This is a genomic window from Paenibacillus sp. D51F (assembly GCF_053345695.1).
The window spans coordinates 241,994-258,684 of record NZ_JBKFAO010000007.1 but is presented as its reverse complement, the minus strand read 5'-3'; the positions used below and the strand labels follow the sequence as shown (position 1 = coordinate 258,684).

20 protein-coding genes are annotated in these 16,691 nt (G+C 58.5%); 8 read left to right on the top strand and 12 right to left on the bottom strand.

Features of this window, described 5'->3' with window-relative positions; translation table 11 throughout:
- The first annotated feature begins 47 nt into the window (after positions 1 to 47).
- Positions 48 to 752 carry a 3D domain-containing protein gene (locus ACLBWT_RS15025; protein ID WP_447663941.1) on the top strand — a complete coding sequence of 235 codons (705 nt, stop codon included), beginning with the start codon at positions 48 to 50 and terminating at the stop codon, positions 750 to 752.
- Positions 753 to 774: 22 nt separating this feature from the next.
- Here ACLBWT_RS15025 and ACLBWT_RS15020 read toward each other — a convergent pair whose 3' ends face one another.
- Positions 775 to 1,731: a polysaccharide deacetylase family protein gene (locus tag ACLBWT_RS15020; protein ID WP_447663940.1), complete on the bottom strand. Its 957-nt coding sequence runs from the start codon at positions 1,729 to 1,731 to the stop codon at positions 775 to 777.
- Positions 1,732 to 1,884: 153 nt separating this feature from the next.
- Positions 1,885 to 3,141, bottom strand: coding sequence for a methyl-accepting chemotaxis protein (locus ACLBWT_RS15015; RefSeq protein WP_447663939.1), 1,257 nt, complete (start codon positions 3,139 to 3,141; stop codon positions 1,885 to 1,887).
- A gap of 313 nt (positions 3,142 to 3,454) precedes the next feature.
- Between ACLBWT_RS15015 and ACLBWT_RS15010 the strand changes: the two genes are divergently transcribed.
- On the top strand, positions 3,455 to 3,880 hold the full coding sequence (locus ACLBWT_RS15010; RefSeq protein WP_447663938.1) for an O-methyltransferase: 426 nt from the start codon (positions 3,455 to 3,457) through the stop codon (positions 3,878 to 3,880).
- Positions 3,881 to 4,134: 254 nt separating this feature from the next.
- Here ACLBWT_RS15010 and ACLBWT_RS15005 read toward each other — a convergent pair whose 3' ends face one another.
- The 3 genes from ACLBWT_RS15005 to ACLBWT_RS14995 form a co-directional block, all read right to left on the bottom strand.
- The gene (locus tag ACLBWT_RS15005) at positions 4,135 to 4,359 is read right to left on the bottom strand and encodes a small, acid-soluble spore protein, alpha/beta type (RefSeq protein ID WP_447663937.1); all 225 of its coding nucleotides are present in this window, start codon (positions 4,357 to 4,359) and stop codon (positions 4,135 to 4,137) included.
- A 108-nt stretch (positions 4,360 to 4,467) separates the two neighbouring features.
- A complete protein-coding gene (locus tag ACLBWT_RS15000) occupies positions 4,468 to 4,935 on the bottom strand; it encodes a DUF1980 domain-containing protein (protein ID WP_447663936.1) in 468 nt (155 codons plus the stop codon).
- Between the two features lie 33 nt (positions 4,936 to 4,968).
- Positions 4,969 to 5,973, bottom strand: a complete 1,005-nt coding sequence (locus ACLBWT_RS14995; protein ID WP_447663935.1) for a permease — start codon at positions 5,971 to 5,973, stop codon at positions 4,969 to 4,971.
- 383 nt (positions 5,974 to 6,356) lie between these two features.
- Here ACLBWT_RS14995 and trpS point away from each other — a divergent pair, with 383 nt between their 5' ends.
- Positions 6,357 to 7,340 carry a tryptophan--tRNA ligase gene (gene trpS, locus ACLBWT_RS14990; RefSeq protein WP_447663934.1) on the top strand — a complete coding sequence of 328 codons (984 nt, stop codon included), beginning with the start codon at positions 6,357 to 6,359 and terminating at the stop codon, positions 7,338 to 7,340.
- Between the two features lie 84 nt (positions 7,341 to 7,424).
- Here the strand turns inward: trpS and ACLBWT_RS14985 are convergent, their stop codons facing one another.
- Positions 7,425 to 7,592 carry a DUF5325 family protein gene (locus tag ACLBWT_RS14985; RefSeq protein ID WP_447663933.1) on the bottom strand — a complete coding sequence of 56 codons (168 nt, stop codon included), beginning with the start codon at positions 7,590 to 7,592 and terminating at the stop codon, positions 7,425 to 7,427.
- Between the two features lie 139 nt (positions 7,593 to 7,731).
- Here ACLBWT_RS14985 and ACLBWT_RS14980 point away from each other — a divergent pair, with 139 nt between their 5' ends.
- Positions 7,732 to 7,977, top strand: coding sequence for a small, acid-soluble spore protein, alpha/beta type (locus tag ACLBWT_RS14980; RefSeq protein WP_447663932.1), 246 nt, complete (start codon positions 7,732 to 7,734; stop codon positions 7,975 to 7,977).
- A gap of 156 nt (positions 7,978 to 8,133) precedes the next feature.
- On the opposite strand, the gene ACLBWT_RS14975 is transcribed toward ACLBWT_RS14980, so the two are convergent.
- On the bottom strand, positions 8,134 to 9,120 hold the full coding sequence (locus tag ACLBWT_RS14975; RefSeq protein WP_447663992.1) for a metal-dependent hydrolase: 987 nt from the start codon (positions 9,118 to 9,120) through the stop codon (positions 8,134 to 8,136).
- Positions 9,121 to 9,294: 174 nt separating this feature from the next.
- Here ACLBWT_RS14975 and ACLBWT_RS14970 point away from each other — a divergent pair, with 174 nt between their 5' ends.
- The gene (locus tag ACLBWT_RS14970) at positions 9,295 to 9,600 is read left to right on the top strand and encodes a hypothetical protein (RefSeq protein WP_447663931.1); all 306 of its coding nucleotides are present in this window, start codon (positions 9,295 to 9,297) and stop codon (positions 9,598 to 9,600) included.
- Here ACLBWT_RS14970 and gerQ read toward each other — a convergent pair.
- Together gerQ and ACLBWT_RS14960 are read right to left on the bottom strand one after the other, a co-directional pair.
- The gene (gene gerQ, locus ACLBWT_RS14965; RefSeq protein WP_447663991.1) at positions 9,597 to 10,112 is read right to left on the bottom strand and encodes a spore coat protein GerQ; all 516 of its coding nucleotides are present in this window, start codon (positions 10,110 to 10,112) and stop codon (positions 9,597 to 9,599) included. The genes ACLBWT_RS14970 and gerQ overlap by 4 nt on opposite strands.
- A gap of 153 nt (positions 10,113 to 10,265) precedes the next feature.
- Entirely contained in the window at positions 10,266 to 10,688 is a 423-nt protein-coding gene (locus ACLBWT_RS14960) for a cell wall hydrolase (RefSeq protein WP_447663930.1), read from the bottom strand.
- 329 nt (positions 10,689 to 11,017) lie between these two features.
- Here ACLBWT_RS14960 and cyoE point away from each other — a divergent pair, with 329 nt between their 5' ends.
- From cyoE to ACLBWT_RS14945, 3 genes are all read left to right on the top strand, one after another.
- Entirely contained in the window at positions 11,018 to 11,917 is a 900-nt protein-coding gene (gene cyoE / locus ACLBWT_RS14955; RefSeq protein ID WP_447663929.1) for a heme o synthase, read from the top strand.
- A 59-nt stretch (positions 11,918 to 11,976) separates the two neighbouring features.
- Entirely contained in the window at positions 11,977 to 12,618 is a 642-nt protein-coding gene (locus ACLBWT_RS14950; protein WP_447663928.1) for an SCO family protein, read from the top strand.
- An 86-nt stretch (positions 12,619 to 12,704) separates the two neighbouring features.
- Positions 12,705 to 13,631, top strand: coding sequence for an AEC family transporter (locus tag ACLBWT_RS14945; RefSeq protein ID WP_447663927.1), 927 nt, complete (start codon positions 12,705 to 12,707; stop codon positions 13,629 to 13,631).
- A 1,068-nt stretch (positions 13,632 to 14,699) separates the two neighbouring features.
- Here ACLBWT_RS14945 and ACLBWT_RS14940 read toward each other — a convergent pair.
- The 3 genes from ACLBWT_RS14940 to ACLBWT_RS14930 all read right to left on the bottom strand — a co-directional run bounded on the left by ACLBWT_RS14940 (position 14,700) and on the right by ACLBWT_RS14930 (position 16,687).
- Positions 14,700 to 15,077, bottom strand: coding sequence for a toprim domain-containing protein (locus ACLBWT_RS14940; RefSeq protein WP_048744971.1), 378 nt, complete (start codon positions 15,075 to 15,077; stop codon positions 14,700 to 14,702).
- Positions 15,078 to 15,222: 145 nt separating this feature from the next.
- Positions 15,223 to 15,354: a hypothetical protein gene (locus ACLBWT_RS14935; RefSeq protein WP_447663926.1), complete on the bottom strand. Its 132-nt coding sequence runs from the start codon at positions 15,352 to 15,354 to the stop codon at positions 15,223 to 15,225.
- 121 nt (positions 15,355 to 15,475) lie between these two features.
- Entirely contained in the window at positions 15,476 to 16,687 is a 1,212-nt protein-coding gene (locus ACLBWT_RS14930) for an MFS transporter (protein ID WP_447663925.1), read from the bottom strand.
- Positions 16,688 to 16,691 lie beyond the last annotated feature (4 nt).

Below are 16,691 nucleotides of genomic sequence, written 5' to 3'. Positions count from 1 at the left end.
GGTTCCAAGCTTCATGGGGAACCGCCGAACTGGAGGACATAATGACGATGACGATGACGATGAAAAAACAGATGACATCCCTGCTGCGCCCGATCGGAAGGACAGCTGCCGCTTTGCTGGCAGGAGCCGTGATCTGGACCAGCGCCTCGCCTGCATTCGCCGCCACGGATTACATCGCCAAGGACGGCGACACGTTCTGGAACCTGTCGAAGCAATTCGGCGTTCCGCTAGGCAAGCTGATGTCGTTCAACCAAGACGTCGAGGCCACGAATATCTATGCCGGACTTACGCTCTCGATACCTGCCACCGAGACGGCCAATGCGGCCGCCGGAGCCGCGCAGAAGGCCAATGCGGCTGCCGGAGGCATTCAGCTGCTCTCCAAGGAAGACGGAGCCAAGCAAGTGATCGCCCCCAACGGAAACTTCTATCAGGTGACGAAAACCTTGAACATCAAAGCGACGGCTTATACGTCGGCCGCATCGGAAAACGGCAAGTGGGGAGCAGTCGACTACTTCGGCAACCCGCTCAAGGTCGGAACAGTCGCCGTTGATCCGAAGCAGATTCCGCTGGGAACGAAGCTGTACATTACGGGCTACAATTACGAAGGCCTTCCAGTCGGAGGCATGATTGCGACAGCTTCAGATACGGGCGGCGCCATCAACGGCCAGCGCATCGACATCTTCGTGCCGGGGACGACGGCGCAAGCCCAAAACTTCGGCTTCCAATATGTCAAGGTGCATGTACTGAAATAGCAGCGAGATCAACCGGTTCCTTTCATGGAGCCGGTTTTTGCTTTTCATGCTGAGGCTCGCGGCTTCTATCGTACAGCTTGAATTCCTCTACAGCCTCCGATTCGCCGAGCAGCTCGGGCAGCGTCACCAATTCGTATCCCTTCTGGCGCAGCATGGCGATCATGCGGGGCAGCGCATCCAGCGTTCCGCTCAAATCTTCTCCCGTTCCGCCTCCCGCATGCTGCAGAATGATGCTTCCGGGCACGAGCGTACGCTTCACATTGCGGATGATGGCATCGGCGCCGAGCCCTTTCCAGTCCTCCGTGTCGACGTTCCAGTTCACGACGAAATAACCGTGTCCCTGCGCCCAGCCGAGCTGCTCCGGCTTGATTTCCCCATACGGCGGACGCATGAAGCGGGGAGTGAAGCCAAGCTCGGGAAGCAGGATTTTATCCGTCCGGCGGATCTGCGAGATGAATTCCTCCACGGACAGCCGGGCATAGGAAGTGTGATTGTAGGAATGGCTTCCCACCGCATGCCCTTCCATTCGGATCCGCTGCACCATATCCGGATGGGCTGCGGCACGCTGCCCGACTAGGAAAAAGGTCGCTCTGGCATGCTCGCGTGCCAGGATGTCGAGCACACGAGGCGTATAATAGTTGTCGGGCACGTCGTCGAAAGTAAGCGCGGCCCGCTTCGGAGCAGCCGGCCCCCTTGTGGCGAATGCCCCCGGGTAACGGCTGGACAGAGCCGCCCACGATACAGCGGATCGCCGCTGTTTGCGCTTCTTGGACGATGCATCAGAATGGGAGATGCCGGCTTCAGCGCCTGCGTTCCATGCCGCGGCGGCCTTGATCCCGGCCGAAGAGGAAAGGCTGCCATCCGCCGAATCCGGCGCCTGCATCAGCAGAGCGGCCGCCAGAACGAGGCATGCTGCCGCAGGCCGAGCAATCGGCCGCATCTTGCGGAACGAGTCCAAGCGGCATTTACTTCGCTTCAAGCATCATCTCTCCTTCCGGACTGATGGGCGGTAAGCCCGCTCAAGCTTTGGGATTCCTGCCGGTACATGATTCCCTGCGGAAGGTTGGATCATTCCTGCGGACAGGACGGAGGGACAAAAAAAGCCTCCGGAGTTCCCGGAGGCTTGAGACGGCTAGACTTTGAACACTTGAATCGTCCGCTGAAGCTGGGACGCCATCTGCTGCATTCGCCCGGTTTCCTCGACGACGGTCTGGATGGCTTCGATCTGCTCGTTCATAGCCGCCGATACTTGCTCGGTTCCGGCCGCGGATTGCTGCGTAATGGCGGATATGTTCTGGATGGCGGAGGAGATCAGGCGGGCGCTTTCCTGCATGCTTTCGCTTTCTTTGGAGAAGGTGTGGATCTGTTCGGTAATGAACTGCACGCTGGAGACGATCTGGCTGAAGATCTCTTCCGTTTCCTTGATCATCTCGGATTGAAGCTGGACGGCCTGCTCGTTGATCTTTATATTAGACGCCGCTTCCTTGACGCCTTGCTCGATCCCTTTGACCAGATGGAAGACTTCCTTGGTCGAAGCAGTCGATTCCTCGGCCAGCTTGCGGACTTCCTGGGCGACGACCGCGAAGCCGAGTCCGTGTTCTCCTGCGCGCGCCGCTTCAATAGAAGCATTGAGGGAAAGCAGGTTGGTCTGCTCTGCCAGATCCGATATCGTCCTCGTAATGGAGGAGATGCCTATGGCTGCTTCGGAGAGCTTGCTGATGGCCGCCGATACCTGGGTCGCCGCCTCTTCCGTCCGGCGGGTTCCTTTCGCCTGGGTCTCGACGGAGTGGCGCCCCTTCTCGACCAGACGCATCGCGGCTTCCGAGCGCTCGTTCATCAGGCGGCTCGATTCCGCATAGGCGGAAACCTTCAATTCGATGTCGCGGATGGAATCCGTCATGTCCCCGACTTCGCCGGAGATTTCGTTGGCTCCGGTCGCAAGCTCGCCCGCCGACGAGGCCACTTGCTCCATGACGTTCTTGACCTGGCGATTCTTCTCGAAGATGCCGGTGCTCGTCTCGCCAACCGTACGGCTGATCTTGGAGGTGTCGACAAGGATGTCCCTGAGCTTCTCGATCATGCTGTTGAAGGAGTGGCCCAGCTCGCCGAGCGAGGAGCCGGAGACGTCGACTTTCTGCGTGAAGTCGCCCTTTGCGATGCGATAGGCGACGGCGGTCATCTCTTCGATCGAGCCCATCAGGGAGCGCTCGATGACCTTGGAGAGCGGAAATGCGGCGGCTGCGCAGATGACGATCGTGACGAGGACCGGCCACAAGGCGGAACCGGCAATCAGCGCGAAAACAAGGCTTACAAGACTGAATGCAACGACCATGCCGTACAAGGCGTACTGGATTTTGCTTTTGACGGAAAGAGAATTGTACCATTCCATGAAAATCGCTCCTTATTGATAGGAAATGAAGACAATGTATGTAAGCTTGAAAGGGAAAACGGAATAAATTAGGTCTTTTGTATTATCCATATTATAACATTGTGTCTGGGAAAAGGTCTATAATTGTCGAATATCTATTGAAAAACAGGGAATATAGACCCGGATAATCGTAGAATTTTATCATATTTTGTAAAAATTTAGTTGATTGCTGGGAATGAATGTCCTATAATGTCGCTACAGGCCTCCTAGAAGCGTTTTGACCAAGATGCCCCGGCAACAGGGGAATGGAATTCACGACAGGGAGGTGACATTAATGAATCCATATGGTTCTGCGCCGCTGGCCAGACAAGTCGATTATGTATTTCGCCAGCTGGAGACGGAGCTTACGCATGCATCCTCAGGGACCGTGCTTATCCATATCCGTAATAATACTGTCGGCAAATACGGCATCAGGCATAACCCCATCGAGCTAAAAAATAATTCCGCCTCGTTCTCGCCGAAAGGGCTGACGGCAGCCCAGGTGCAGGAATTCCGGCATATGGCCGTCGAAGCCCTCAAGCACAAGAAGGAATGGACCCACGGAGAGATCCTGTACGACTTCTCGGTCCGTCAAGGAACGGCATCGAGCTGGTCCGCCAGCATGCTCTGCGAGTCGAACTACAATCTGGCGACTTCCCCGTTCCGGTTCGAGCCCAAGCATCCGAAGCTGTACGAGCGCAAGGAAGCAGCCGAAGAGTAGCCATCTTGACAATCCGTTGCAATCGAGCGGACTATTCCCTTCAACGATGCTGCTCGGACATTCCAATGAAACCGTATGACCTTCCCATGCAGGTAATGAAAATGAATGCAGAACGAATGGACAATCTCGTAAACCGCTCTTCAATCCAATTGATCGCAACGCCCCCAAAAGAACAGCCTTTGTCCTCATTGGACAAAGGCTGTTCTTTTCTAATGGAGTCCGCGCGGCATGCGGCGCGTCCGAGCTCGTACGGATCAGCGCATGCGTCCGGCGTTGCCGGAGAGCTGCTGCTCGGCGATTTCAACGAGACGCTTCGTTATGTAGCCGCCAAGGGAACCGGCATCGCGTGTAGCCATGTTGCCGTAGTAGCCGTCTTGCGGAATTTGGATGCCGAGTGCTTGCGCAGCTTCGAATTTCATTTGCTCGAGCGCTGTTTGGCAGCCTGGAACGACGAGGCGGTTGGTGCGGGATCCTGCCATGGAATTCACCTCCTAAGTGGTCTGGAGGTAGTATGCGCACATTGTTTCCAAATATATGCATGGAAAATTTCCACGCGGTCTTTCTTTCAATAAAGAAGGCGACTTCCATTAAGAACGCGAATGCGGCGACGGCAGCGGCAGGGCCGATTTTCCTTCGGGAACAGGAGCGGAAGGGGAGGAGGGGGGCAGGCTGCCGCCGTGATCGTGGATTCCCTTCTCCTGCTGCCAGCCTGCGGGGCTGCCTTGATCGGGCAGCATGCCGAGCAGAAGGGGGAGGAGGAAAAGGGCGTACATCGCCCATTGAAGCGGTCCCGCCTTTCCCGGCGAATGAGCGCCGCAATCGCAGTCGGCCTGGATATCCTTGCCTTGAAGCAAGGCCACGGCGGCGTACAGCTGGCATACGGCCATGGCATACAGCGCGATCGCAGACAGCTTGATTCCCGCGAATGCGCCGGATGCGGCGAACTGGCCGAGCGAGTCCGTCTTGGCTAGACCCGTCATGTAGAGAGCGAACGCGCCCATGATGAGGGCGCGCGCGAGCTGGTGGAATGCTTTCGTACGGTATTCCGGCTGCAAATAAGATCAGCCTCCTCTCGCAAGCGTTTCACATCAGGACAGGAACAAGGCTTCGACGATCCAGGAACCGGCCAGGACCAGCAAGGCTGCTGAAGCGGCAGCTGTAAGGACAAAACGGATGCGGAACGAGGCGAGCAGCATCATCAGGCTTTTGAGATCGATCATCGGTCCGAAAACGAGGAAGGCCAGCAGCGCGCCATGCTCGAAGCTGCCGCCGAGGGAAGCGGCGACGAAGGCGTCGGATGTCGAGCAGAGCGACAGCAGGAAGGCAAGCCCCATCAGGAACAAATGCGAGTACAGCTGGCTGCCTCCGAGCTCTTCCAGCATGGAGCGGCTGACCGCGGTCTGGAACAGGGCGGCAAGCGCGGCGCCGAAGATCAGGTACTTGCCCATATCGAAAAACTCGTCCGAGGCGTGGGTCATCATGCTGATCAGCCTATTGCCCGGGGGCCTGGGGAGTTCATCCTGCTGCATCGACGCAGTGCCGTACATGGAAGCGAGGTCGGCCTTGAGCGGGTTACCGCGCATGGATTTCCAGGCGATGATCCCAGTCAGGACGGCCACGGAGAAAGCGAGCCCGATCCGGGCGAGGGCCATTGCCGGCGCGCTCCCGAAGGCGCTGAACGTCGAGTAGAAGACAACCGGGTTCACGACCGGTCCGGCAAGGATGTACGTAATGCCTGCACTCGCAGGCATGCCTTTGCGGATGAGGCGGCGGACGACGGGAATCATGCCGCATTCGCACAGCGGAAACAGAATGCCGGCCAGCCCGGCGATCAGAATGGCTGGAAGCGGCCGCGAAGGGATCAGGCGACGGATCAGCTCGTCCGGCACGAACACCTGCAGGATGGCGGAGAAGAGGACTCCGAGCAGGACGAAGGGAAGGGCCTCGAGGATGATGCCGGTAAAGACCGTTTTGAACGGCTGGATATCGGCTGCCCATATTCCCGCATCCCTGCGGATGACGGCAAAGGCGGCAGCGGCGGCTCCGATGGAGGCGGCTGCGGTCAGGAGGGGAACAAGGCGGTGAGGTGACATGGACAGCCTTCTTTCTTCGGTCCGATGATAGAGCCGGCGCGGCCTGTACCAATGTATGCGCGGCGGCCGAGGAGCAGAACGGACGCCCTTGACTTTTGGGGGAAGGAGGCTATAATCGGGGTAAGCAAATGGCTGTGAACAGAAACAAGTAGGCGCTGTAAGCGAGGATTCCCCAAGAGAGCCGGCGGCAGCTGAGAAGCCGGCGGAATCGGAAGGCGCCGAATGGACTCTGGAGCCGGGAGCCAGTCTCCCCGGGTAATCCACGTTATCGGATCCAAGGCTGGATTTATCCAGCGAATTAGGGTGGCACCACGGTCTCTCGTCCCTTGCGGAGGAGGGGTCTTTTTGTTTTTTTCAATCCACTGAAGAAAGGCGTGGTTCCAATGAAGAAAGTCCTCTCGGGCATTCAGCCTAGCGGTCAGCTGACGCTGGGCAACTATATCGGCGCTTTGCAGAACTTCGTCAAGCTTCAGGAAACGCATGAATGCTATTTCATGGTCGTGGATCTCCACGCCATCACCGTGCCTCAAGATCCGGAAGCGCTGCGCGAGCAGTCCAAGTCGATCGCCGCGATCTACCTGGCCGCAGGCATCGATCCGGAACGCGCGTCCATCTACATGCAGTCTCACGTGCGCGCTCACGCCGAGCTGGGCTGGATTCTGACGACGCTGACCTCGATGGGAGAGCTGGAGCGGATGACGCAGTTCAAGGACAAGGCTGCCGGGAAGGATTCCGTTGGCGCAGGCTTGTTCGTCTATCCGTCCCTGATGGCGGCGGACATCCTGGTCTACAACGCCGACCTCGTCCCGGTCGGAGACGACCAGAAGCAGCATCTGGAGCTTACCCGCGATCTGGCGCAGCGCTTCAACAGCCGCTTCGGCGATTTCTTCACCGTGCCAGAGCCCTATATCCCGAAGGTAGGCGCACGCATCATGTCGCTCGACGACGCCTCCAAAAAAATGAGCAAAAGCAATCCGAATCCGGGCAGCTTCATCGCGCTGCTGGATCCGCCTGACGTCATCCGCAAAAAGATCAGCCGCGCCACGACGGATTCGGGCAGGGAAGTCCAGTACGACCTTTCCGCCAAGCCGGAGGTCAGCAATCTGATGGGAATCTACTCGCAGATGTCGGGCTTGTCACTGCAAGAAGTAGAAGCGAAGTTTGAAGGCCAGGGCTACGGTCCGTTCAAGAAAGACCTGGCCGAGCAGATCATTGCCGTCCTGGAGCCGCTGCAGGAGCGTTATCGCGATATCCGCAGCTCCGGCCAGCTGGAGGAAGTGCTGCGCCGCGGCGCAGAGAGAGCATCGGCCGAAGCCGACGTCATCGTTGCAGGCGTCAAGGAAAGAATGGGGTTCCTGAAGCCGTGAGCTGAAGGTCGAAGGAAATGCAAAAAGGGTGCATCGCTCGGAGCTTGTCCGGGGGCACCCTTTTCTTTGTCTATATCCGGCCGTTCAAGAACGCTTGAGACGCGACTTGAGCATGAAGCCGAGGCCGATGAACACCGTCGTAACGATGGCCAGCGTAATGGCCAGCCAGGCGCTGAAGCTGATGGAGATTGCGGTGGCTACCATGAGAACGCAGGACAGCAGGGAGTAGATCAAGGCAAGGGGCTTGGACATGGCGGAATGCCTCCCGATTCAGATTAGGATGAGGAAGAAATTTTGAAGAGCCGTAGAATAGAACTTCCGGAACGGAACATAATAAGCTGGCAAGCTTGCAACACACATCACAGTGCGAACTTCGAAAGGAGCAACTACAATGGCAGGCAACAACAGCGGAAGCAACAACAGCGGAAGCAACAGACTGATCGTCCCAGGTGCAAAACAAGCCCTTGAGCAAATGAAATTCGAAGCAGCACAAGAACTGGGTGTACAAATTCCAGCAGACGGATACTACGGCAACGTAGCAACCCGCGATGCAGGATCCCTCGGCGGCTACATCACGAAGAAACTCGTGCAAATCGCCGAGCAACAACTGTCGGGCCAAGGCCAACAACTCCGCTAATAGCGGGAAGATAAACAAGAGGAAGCTCAAGGGAAACCTTGGGCTTCCTTTTTTTGCTGTTCATTTTGCGAGAACAAATTAAAAAGCCCCTCTTATTGTGAAGCAAGGGGCTTCTGCGGTCAACCGTTTCGGGGTGCTCTTTTAATGGAAGCAAGCTCAGTAGGTGTTCATCCGCAGCCTCTTCTTCAGCCTATCGTCGCTCAGCCATCCGACATAAGAGCCGAGCGTGGCGTAATCCTTGTCCATCAGAACGACCGCTACGAACGGGTACTGCTTGCGATGGCGGTAGCGCACGTCGAACCATCGCACCTCGTAGCCGTACGAATGCTCCAGCACCTCGGAGCAGGCGAACGAGGAGAAGTACAGGAACGCTTTGACGGATGCGTCGAACTTCGACTGGTCTATCGCGGGATGATCCATGCAGCGCGCGCTGCCGGACCATTTGAGCTCGCCGTTGCGCAAGTCGCCGATCATGAAGCTTCCGTCTTCATGCCGCTTGACTACATTCCAATTGTTCAGCGTTATCGTCGGGATGAGAATATAGCTATCCCCTTCAGCATGGGAATCGTCCAGCGAAGGCAGCTTCCGCGCCACGCTTCGATGGACCTGCGTTCTCCAGACGTAGTAGACCACGAGCAGTCCGTACAACACCGGAAAGATGAGCTGCGGCTGGAAGACTCCGAAAGCCCAGAGCAGCAAAGCGGCTGCATGGCCGGCAAAAATAGTCGGATCGAAAATGTGGATGATGTTCCACGAGATCCATTTGGCCGTAAAGGGCCTTGCAGCCTGGGTTCCGTAGGTATTGAAGCAATCCGAGAAAACATGGGCGGATACCGCGAGCAGCACCCACCCGGCCAGATGCAGCCACGGCAGCGTGCCTTGATAAGCCCAAGCGATCGCTCCCGTGATCAGTGTGGTCCAGATGAGGACGGCGGGCAGGGAATGCGAGGCGCCGCGATGGTTGCGGATATAGACGGCATTGCTTTTGAGCCGAAGGAAGCCGTCCAGATCCGGAGCCTGCGATCCGATGATCGTGCCCGCCAGGACGGCCGCGAACAGGCTCGGGTTTCCCGCGACGGCCGGATCGACGGTCGACAGCCCGGCGAGTCCCAGTCCGGCGACCAGATGCGTTCCTGTATCCAGTCCAAGCACCTCCTGAAGATTTCAAATGGCTTTGGAAGCGGCCTAGACGGCCTAAACGCCCCCGCTCCCGGTCTTTCCATTATGCCCTCGTCGATGGTTTCTTATGTCGGGCTTGGGCTGAGAGCCCGGGTCATGCTAGGATGGAGAAACTTGATGTCGCGAGGAGGAAACGGAATGAATGCCTATGCTCTGATGGTTGAATACCGCATCGAGGAGGAAGCCCGTGCGGACTACCTGGCCTTTATCGGGCGGCTGGCTGAAGGCGGGGTGCGGGTATCTCTATACGAGGGTACGGATCAGCCGAATTTGTTCGTCGAAATTTGGCCGGCAGCCTCGGAGGAGGAAGCGCGGGCATGCCAAGAAGAACGCCTCTCGGAGCGTTCCCCATGGTTTGGCATTGGCGGGATGGTCGCCGGGGGGCGTTCCCGCATCCATGCGTGGACGTTCAAGCCGTCGCTTGGACGCCAGCCTTTGGCTTAGCGTTCCGTCTCAGGCGTCAGATTGGAGATCGTCTGTCCTTGGAACTGATACTCGTAGGCGATCGGACCGTCAAAGGTGACATAGTCGAGATTCAGCGTCAGGAGCAGATAGCGCATATTCGTGGCGGGATCGCGGATAATGATATGATCGCGGCCTGCCGCCTCGATGACGCCGCGGAAAATTTTGGCGTTCCATTCCTTGTTGTTCTCATAAGTCATATAGAACGTCGCCATCTTGCTGCGGTTCAAGCGAAGGATGTTCTCGACATACGATTCCTCGCGGGCCGGCACGGTCGTGATCGTTCCGGCATTGGGCGTGATGACGGATCCGCTCGGAACGTTCGGAGGCATCTGCATGAAGGCGGCTCCCGGAATCATCATGCCGTCATGGCTGTACATGGCGGCATTGACGCCGCCGACGGAAGGATGGCCGTAGCCCGTGCCGGCGCCGCCGACGGAAGGATGGCCGTAGCCCATGCCGGCGCCGCCGACGGAAGGATGGCCGTAGCCCATGCCGGCGCCGCCGACGGAAGGATGGCCATAGCCCGCGCCGGCTCCGCCGACGGAAGGATGGCCGTAGGCGCCATAAGAACGATAGTAATCGAAGTCATAAGCATTCGACATGAAAGGTTTCCCCGCTCTCTCTGGATAGATGCTTGATTTCGGTCAGTACACGTCCGGGCAGTCGCCGGGGGTCGGCGCGAAGAAGCAATGCGCTTTGAAGCGCCCGGTGTTACTTTGGTCATACCAAGTATCGGGGCAATCTCCCGACGGCCTGAAAAACCATAGGGCGTTGCTGGCAGGATGCTGGCGCTCCCCGCCGATGACGCGTTTGGCCAGCCGGATTTCCTTGTCCCTGGCCTTCTGATAGAAGTAGCTCTTCTGGACCGCCTCGTATCCTCCGGGACTCTGGTACACCATGTCCGGAATGGACCGTATATTGCGGAAATCGAGGCAATTGCCAAGTATCCGGTTGACGCCGACGTTGCCCACCATCAGCATGCCGAGATCGCCTTCGCCTTCCGCTTCCGCCCGCATCAGCCGGGCAAGCAGCCTGGTGTTCGCATCGTTGGTCTTGATGACAGCCATTATTCCTGTTCACGCTCCTTTTGCGGGAGCCTGCGGCCTGCTGTTGCTGCGGTGCCCTCCCGCCTGGGCTCCTGACCACACCTTACTGTATGCCGGGGACCGCGAGATGTGCCTGTTTTCGACTTGAAAATGAAAGGCGAGGCAAGCCCTGGGAGGCAAGGCCCGGCAGCATTCGTCAACAAATAGTCTTCATTGACATGTCGAATTCATGAACTTGCCTTTCCTTACATTGTCACAAGCATTCATTTTCGGTATCATTAGTACCGTTGACTACTGAAGCCCTTAGGCGCGATGCGCTTTTGCGCTCCAAAAACAGGAGGCGCACGACTGTGTGGAAAGACTTGATTGCCCTTACCAAGCCAGGAATCGTTCGCATGAACGCTTTTGCGGCTTTTGGAGGATTCTGGGTAGCTTCCCAGTGGAGCATCGACTGGCTGAAGCTGCTATGGATGCTGATCGGAACTTCTCTGACGATGGCTTCTGCCTGCGTCATTAACAATTACTGGGACCGCGAGCTCGACCTCAAGATGGAGCGGACACGCAACCGCGCGCTGCCGACAGGGCGGCTGAAGCCGGGCTTCGTCATTACCTACGGCATCATTCTCGGAATTGCCGGCCTTGCCGTGCTGTTTACCCTGGTGAACGTTCTATCCGGCTGGCTGGGACTGCTAGGCTGGTTCGTCTATATCGTCATCTATACGATCTGGCTCAAGCGGAGCTCGACCTGGAGCACGTCCATCGGCGGCGTATCGGGAGCGATGCCGCCGGTCATCGGCTACTGCGCCGTCACCGGCCAAGTGGATGCCGGAGCTTGGCTGCTCTTCGCCTTCCTATTCCTCTGGCAGCCGGCACACTTCTGGTCGCTGGCGATTCGCCGCGTAGAGGAATACCGCGCTGCGGGCTATCCGCTGCTGCCGGTCGTGAAAGGCATCAAGCGGACCAAGCTGCAGATGATTCCTTATGTGCTGCTGCTCATTCCGACCGTAATCCTGCTCTACACCTATGGTTACACGGGCCAATGGTTCCTGTGGGTTTCCGGGCTGCTTACCGTCATCTGGTTCGCTCACACCTTGACAGGCATGCGCGCGAAAACCGCACAGGAGACAGAGAAATGGGCCAAGGTCAATTTCCTCATCTCCGTCAACTACCTGCTTGTCGTTTTCCTGCTCATGATCGCCAACACGTACAGAGAGCCTGGCGCGGCGTTCATTTCAAGCATCCTGCCTTGATCGTCTTGCATGCCTGTCCGCCCGGACAGGCTTTACTTACATAAGAGGAGAGGTAAACGTTGCCATTCATCCGCAAGCATGCTTTCAAAATCGCCTTGTTCGCGCTTTGCGCCGCCATGGGCATCTACCTGCTCGTATCAAGCCGGGCCGACAGCACGCAAGCCGTCAATTTTCCGCAAAACAGCCCTGCGCCTGAGTTCACGCTTCAGAACGCTTTGGAAGACGGAAAGGAAGTCAAGCTTGCCGATTCGGACGGCAAAGTCCGCGTCGCTTATTTCTACTGGTCTCATTGCCCGGACGTCTGTCCCGCTACGACTTTCATTCTGTCCAAGGTGCAGGACAAGCTGAAGGAGGAAGGGCTGTTCGGCGACAAAGTCGAGCTGATGTCCATCACCTTCGACCCTGAGCGCGACACTCCCGAGGCCATCCGGACCTTCGCCTCCAAGTTCCATGCCGACCCTGCGGGCTGGCTGTTCCTGCGCAATCCGGACGAAGCGGCCACGGCCAAGCTGGTCAAGGATTACGGCCTGTCCCTGCTCAAGGATACCGATGGCAATTACAGCCATAACGACGTGTTCACGCTGATCGACAAGAAGGGCAATATACGCAAATACATTACCGGCGGCATGGATCAATCGATGACACCGGACCAAAAGGCGGATTCCATCGTGACAGCCGTCAAAAGCTTGCTCAAAAAATAAAGCCTCTTCCGAGAGGCAGACAGGTTGTCCATTCCTGCAAGAAATTGCAGGAATTTTTTTTGGACATGAGGGAAGGAGTGGCACTCATGGCATTGCTCGGCTCGATCCTGCTGCATAACATCATTCCGCTATGCGTCATGATCCTGATCGGGGTCGTGCTGCAGCGGATATTCGTGCTGGACATCCGTACGCTGTCCAAGCTGAACTTTTATCTCTTTTCTCCGGCAGTCATCTTCAAGCTTTTGTACACGACCGATATTCCATTTTCGCTGATCGGCCAGGTGCTGCTGTTTTTCGGCGTGTTCATGGCGTTCCAGTACGCGCTTGTGGAGATCGTGATCAGGCTGAGGGGATTTCAGGGGGGCATGAAGGCGGCGATGCGCAACAGCGTGCTGTTCTACAACAGCGCCAACTACGGCATTCCGCTCAACCAGCTGGCTTTCGCTGCGAATCCGTTCACGCTGTCGATCCAGGTGCTGATCATGATGATGCAGTCGCTGCTTCCGAACACATACGGCATCTACAGCGTCAATGCGCATAAAAGCAGCTTCCGCGACATCCGGCGCACGATTTTGTCGCAGCCGGTCATTTATGTGATCCCGCTCGCTTTTGCGCTGCGCGGCTTCGGTGTCGGCATTCCGGTCTATCTCGCGACGCCGCTCGATTATGTGGCGAATGCTTTCATCGGGACGGCTCTGCTGACGCTCGGCGTGCAGCTCGGGAGCATGAAGCGCGGCAGCGGCAAGGGGAAGACGGCGGATCTGGGGCTTTCCCTGGCGCTTCGCCTGGCGGCGGGCCCGGCGCTGGCCGCCTTGACGGTCTGGCTGCTCGGCATCGACGGCCTTGCGGCCAAGGCGCTCATCGTGAGCTCGGCGGTGCCGACTTCGCTCAGCAGCGTGCTGCTGGCGGTCGAGTTCGACAACGAGCCGGAGTTCTCTTCGCAGGCGGTGCTGTTCTCTACGATATTGAGCATCGGCACGGTGACGGCGGTCATTGCGCTGCTTCAGATTTAGCTGCTGCCAAAGCTTGAGTGCTCAAGGCCGTTGCGCTTAAGTGCTCAAGAGCGCTCAAGTGCACAAGACCGCTCAAGTGCTCAAGACTGCTCAAGTGCTCAAGACCGCTCGGCAAGCCGCCGCTCCTCCAATCGCTGTTGAACCCGGGTTCCTCTGAACTTGGCGGCAACGCGGTAGGAACCCGGCTTCAAAGGCGACCGCTGGCGCTTTTCCGGATGCGGCGGCCCGCCTTCGCTGGCTATGCAGCGGGAGAAGGAGCGAGCAGGCCATGCGCTGGACCGCGCTGGCCGCTGGGAAAGGCATTGGCCGCTTCAGCAAGCTAGCTGCAGCTAGGCTTGATAACGCTGCGGGATGCCCGCTGCACTCAAGTGCTCAAGACCGCTCAGCAAGCCCGCTGCGGCATGCCAGCTGAGCTCAAGTGCCCAGACCGCTCGGCAAGCCGCCGCTCCTCCAATCGCTATTGAACCCGGGTTCCTCTGAACTTGGTGACAAAGCGGTAGGAACCCGGTTTCAAAGGTGACCGCTGACGCTTTTCCCGATGCGGCGGCCCGCCTTCGCTGGCTATGCAACGGGGCAGGAGCAAGCCGGCCATGCGGCTGGACCGCGCTGGCCGCGGGGAAGGGCAAGCCCGCTGCGCTCAAGTACTCAAGACCGCTCGGCAAGCCGCCGCTCCTCCAATCGCTGTTGAACCCCGGTTCCTCTGAACTTGGCGGATACCGCTGCAGGAACCAGGCTTCAAAGGCGACCGCTGACGCTTTTCCGGATGCGGCGGCCCGCCTTCGCTGGCCATGCAGCGGGGCAGGAGCGAGCCAGCCATGCGCTGGACCGCACTGGCCGCTGGGAAGGGCAAAGCCGCTCAGCAAGCCCGTTGCAGCTAAGACAGCTCGGCAAGCCGCCGCTCCTCCAATCGCTGGAACCTGCGTAGCCGGCCACGATAAAAGCCGCCGGCAAGAGCAAGCCGAAGAGGCAGGGCGCCTTGCGCCAGAGCGAAGCTCCTGCCGATTCCGATGGAAGCTGGCCGAATCGCTAACGAGGGGAGGGACAACTGCTCCGGCATGGCTCTTGTTCCTAGAGCCCGTCCTCTTTGGACCATCGCGGCTCCGGTCCCGCATCGGGGAAGATAAGCTCGGACTCGAAGCCTGCCTTGAGAAGCTGCTCCAGCAAATATTCCTCGGGAGTTCCTTCGACGCCGGGATAACCGCGACGGGTATAGATATGCTCGGCGTCCGGGAATTCATCGCGCAGGATGCCGCGGATGCGCCGGCCGGATGAATCATTGTCGGTGAAGATGTAGACCTGGCTGCCGCCGGCCTGCTTGCGCAGCGTCTCCAGCTGCTTCGAGCCCGGAGTGCCGAAGGTGCACAGGATCGGAACTTCTTCCGACAGCACGCGCCGGAGGCGGCTCCGGTCGTTCTTGCCTTCGACGATGATGACGGCTTCTTCCACGGGAATCGCCTCCTTATCCACTAAGATTAACCTTGGACCGCCGGTTATTCAACGCTGCTCGTTTGTCTTTTCCACAAAAAAAGGAGGTCTGCCGAATTCGGCAGGCCTCAAGTTTTACGAGAGCGGGAAACCAGTTCTCATATCATTAGAAGCAGAAGCTGCTGATGATGATAACGAGCAGGATGAACAGAACGAGGATTGCGCCAGTGGAAGTCCAGACTCCTCCCACTCCGCCTACGGGAGCATAGCCTACACCTGCACCTTCGACATAAGACATTGTATTGGTCACCCCTTTGCTGCTTGGTGAGGTCATCCGGGCGCCGGCCCGCGGGCAACGAGCTGGCGGTCCGTCAGACATTGTTCAATGTATGTACCTGCATGGTGCGCGCCCTGTGCATTCACCCAGTCCTCGGCAATTGGGCGGATGGCGCTGCAGGAATCCGGTTCCGGCCTCCCCCTCCGTGGAAGGGAAGCACGGCGAGAGCGAGCATGAGGAAGACGAAGGAAATATAGTAGGGCGAGACGAAATGCCGGACCTGGCCCGCGATCATAGGCCCGAGGAAAGCTCCGATGGAGAAGGCGATCGACAGGATCGAGAACGTGCGGCCGTAGCGCTCGGTTCCGCTAAGCTCGATGAGCAGCGTCGAGAGGGCGGGGAAGATGACGCCTTTGGCCATGCCGACGACGAGAAGCAGCGACACGAGCGGGGCGTTGAATCCGGCTGCGATGCCGAAATAGGCGATGGCCAGCAGCAAAGCGCCCCAGAGCGTGCGGCGGAAAGCCGGAATGCGGTTCAGGAACAGCATGCTCAGGGTGATAAGACCTCCCGCGCTTACGACCGAGAACAGCCATCCGGTACGCATCATGCCCTCGGAAGTGGTGGACATGAGCGGGAGCTCGAAGCTGAGAATGCCTTGCGAGCAGCTGATGGCGACGGGAAGCAGGAAGACGATCCACGGGAAGCCTGTGGAATCGCCGGCGGGGACGGCCGCAACCGAAGCGAGCGCGGCTTTTGGCGGAGCGTGGCTCAAGGACCGGGGACCCGCCGGGAGCATGGCCGTCTCCTTGCGGTCGCGGATGAACAGAAGCGCGCAGATGCTGGTGCCGATCAAAATCCAGCCCAGCAGGTAAAAGGCGCTGGAGAAGCCGATCCGGGCTACAAGAAAAGCCCCCGCCGCGGGCGAGACGACCGACGCGAGCGTGTGGACGAAGCCGCTGCCGCTCATCAGCTTGCCCTGCTGGAGAGCGTCCGTCGCCATTCTGGCCAGCAAGGCGCTGCAGGCAGGGGACAGGAAAGCCAGGACGAAACCGCTGATCGAGCGGAGAGCGAGCAGCTGCCATGGATTCGTGACCTGAGCCTGAAGCAGGAGGATGACGCCGGCTCCTAGCAGGCTGAACACGATGAACATGCGGCTGCCGAAGCGGTCGATGCCGAAGCCGGCGATGATGTTGCCCGGCAGATGGGTGAGGGAGTACATGCCCATCATAAGCCCGATGAACGAAGGCGCGGCCCCCAGCGAGACGGCGTACGGAGTCAGGATGGGGTACTGGGCATGCAGATCGAAAAAGGCGACGAATAAAAACAGGTACAGCCACATGGCGGTTCTCACGTTG

Bases quoted from the DNA above. Each gene is read 5' to 3' on its own strand.
- ACLBWT_RS14995 (WP_447663935.1), bottom strand. From the start codon at position 5,973: ATGTCACCTCACCGCCTTGTTCCCCTCCTGACCGCAGCCGCCTCCATC.
- ACLBWT_RS14960 (WP_447663930.1), bottom strand. From the start codon at position 10,688: ATGGCTGTCATCAAGACCAACGATGCGAACACCAGGCTGCTTGCCCGG.
- ACLBWT_RS14985 (WP_447663933.1), bottom strand. From the start codon at position 7,592: ATGTCCAAGCCCCTTGCCTTGATCTACTCCCTGCTGTCCTGCGTTCTC.
- ACLBWT_RS14935 (WP_447663926.1), bottom strand. From the start codon at position 15,354: ATGTCTTATGTCGAAGGTGCAGGTGTAGGCTATGCTCCCGTAGGCGGA.
- ACLBWT_RS15005 (WP_447663937.1), bottom strand. From the start codon at position 4,359: ATGGCAGGATCCCGCACCAACCGCCTCGTCGTTCCAGGCTGCCAAACA.
- ACLBWT_RS14980 (WP_447663932.1), top strand. From the start codon at position 7,732: ATGGCAGGCAACAACAGCGGAAGCAACAACAGCGGAAGCAACAGACTG.
- ACLBWT_RS14970 (WP_447663931.1), top strand. From the start codon at position 9,295: ATGAATGCCTATGCTCTGATGGTTGAATACCGCATCGAGGAGGAAGCC.
- ACLBWT_RS15025 (WP_447663941.1), top strand. From the start codon at position 48: ATGACGATGACGATGAAAAAACAGATGACATCCCTGCTGCGCCCGATC.
- ACLBWT_RS14945 (WP_447663927.1), top strand. From the start codon at position 12,705: ATGGCATTGCTCGGCTCGATCCTGCTGCATAACATCATTCCGCTATGC.
- ACLBWT_RS15010 (WP_447663938.1), top strand. From the start codon at position 3,455: ATGAATCCATATGGTTCTGCGCCGCTGGCCAGACAAGTCGATTATGTA.
- trpS (WP_447663934.1), top strand. From the start codon at position 6,357: ATGAAGAAAGTCCTCTCGGGCATTCAGCCTAGCGGTCAGCTGACGCTG.
- gerQ (WP_447663991.1), bottom strand. From the start codon at position 10,112: ATGGGCTACGGCCATCCTTCCGTCGGCGGCGCCGGCATGGGCTACGGC.
- ACLBWT_RS15015 (WP_447663939.1), bottom strand. From the start codon at position 3,141: ATGGAATGGTACAATTCTCTTTCCGTCAAAAGCAAAATCCAGTACGCC.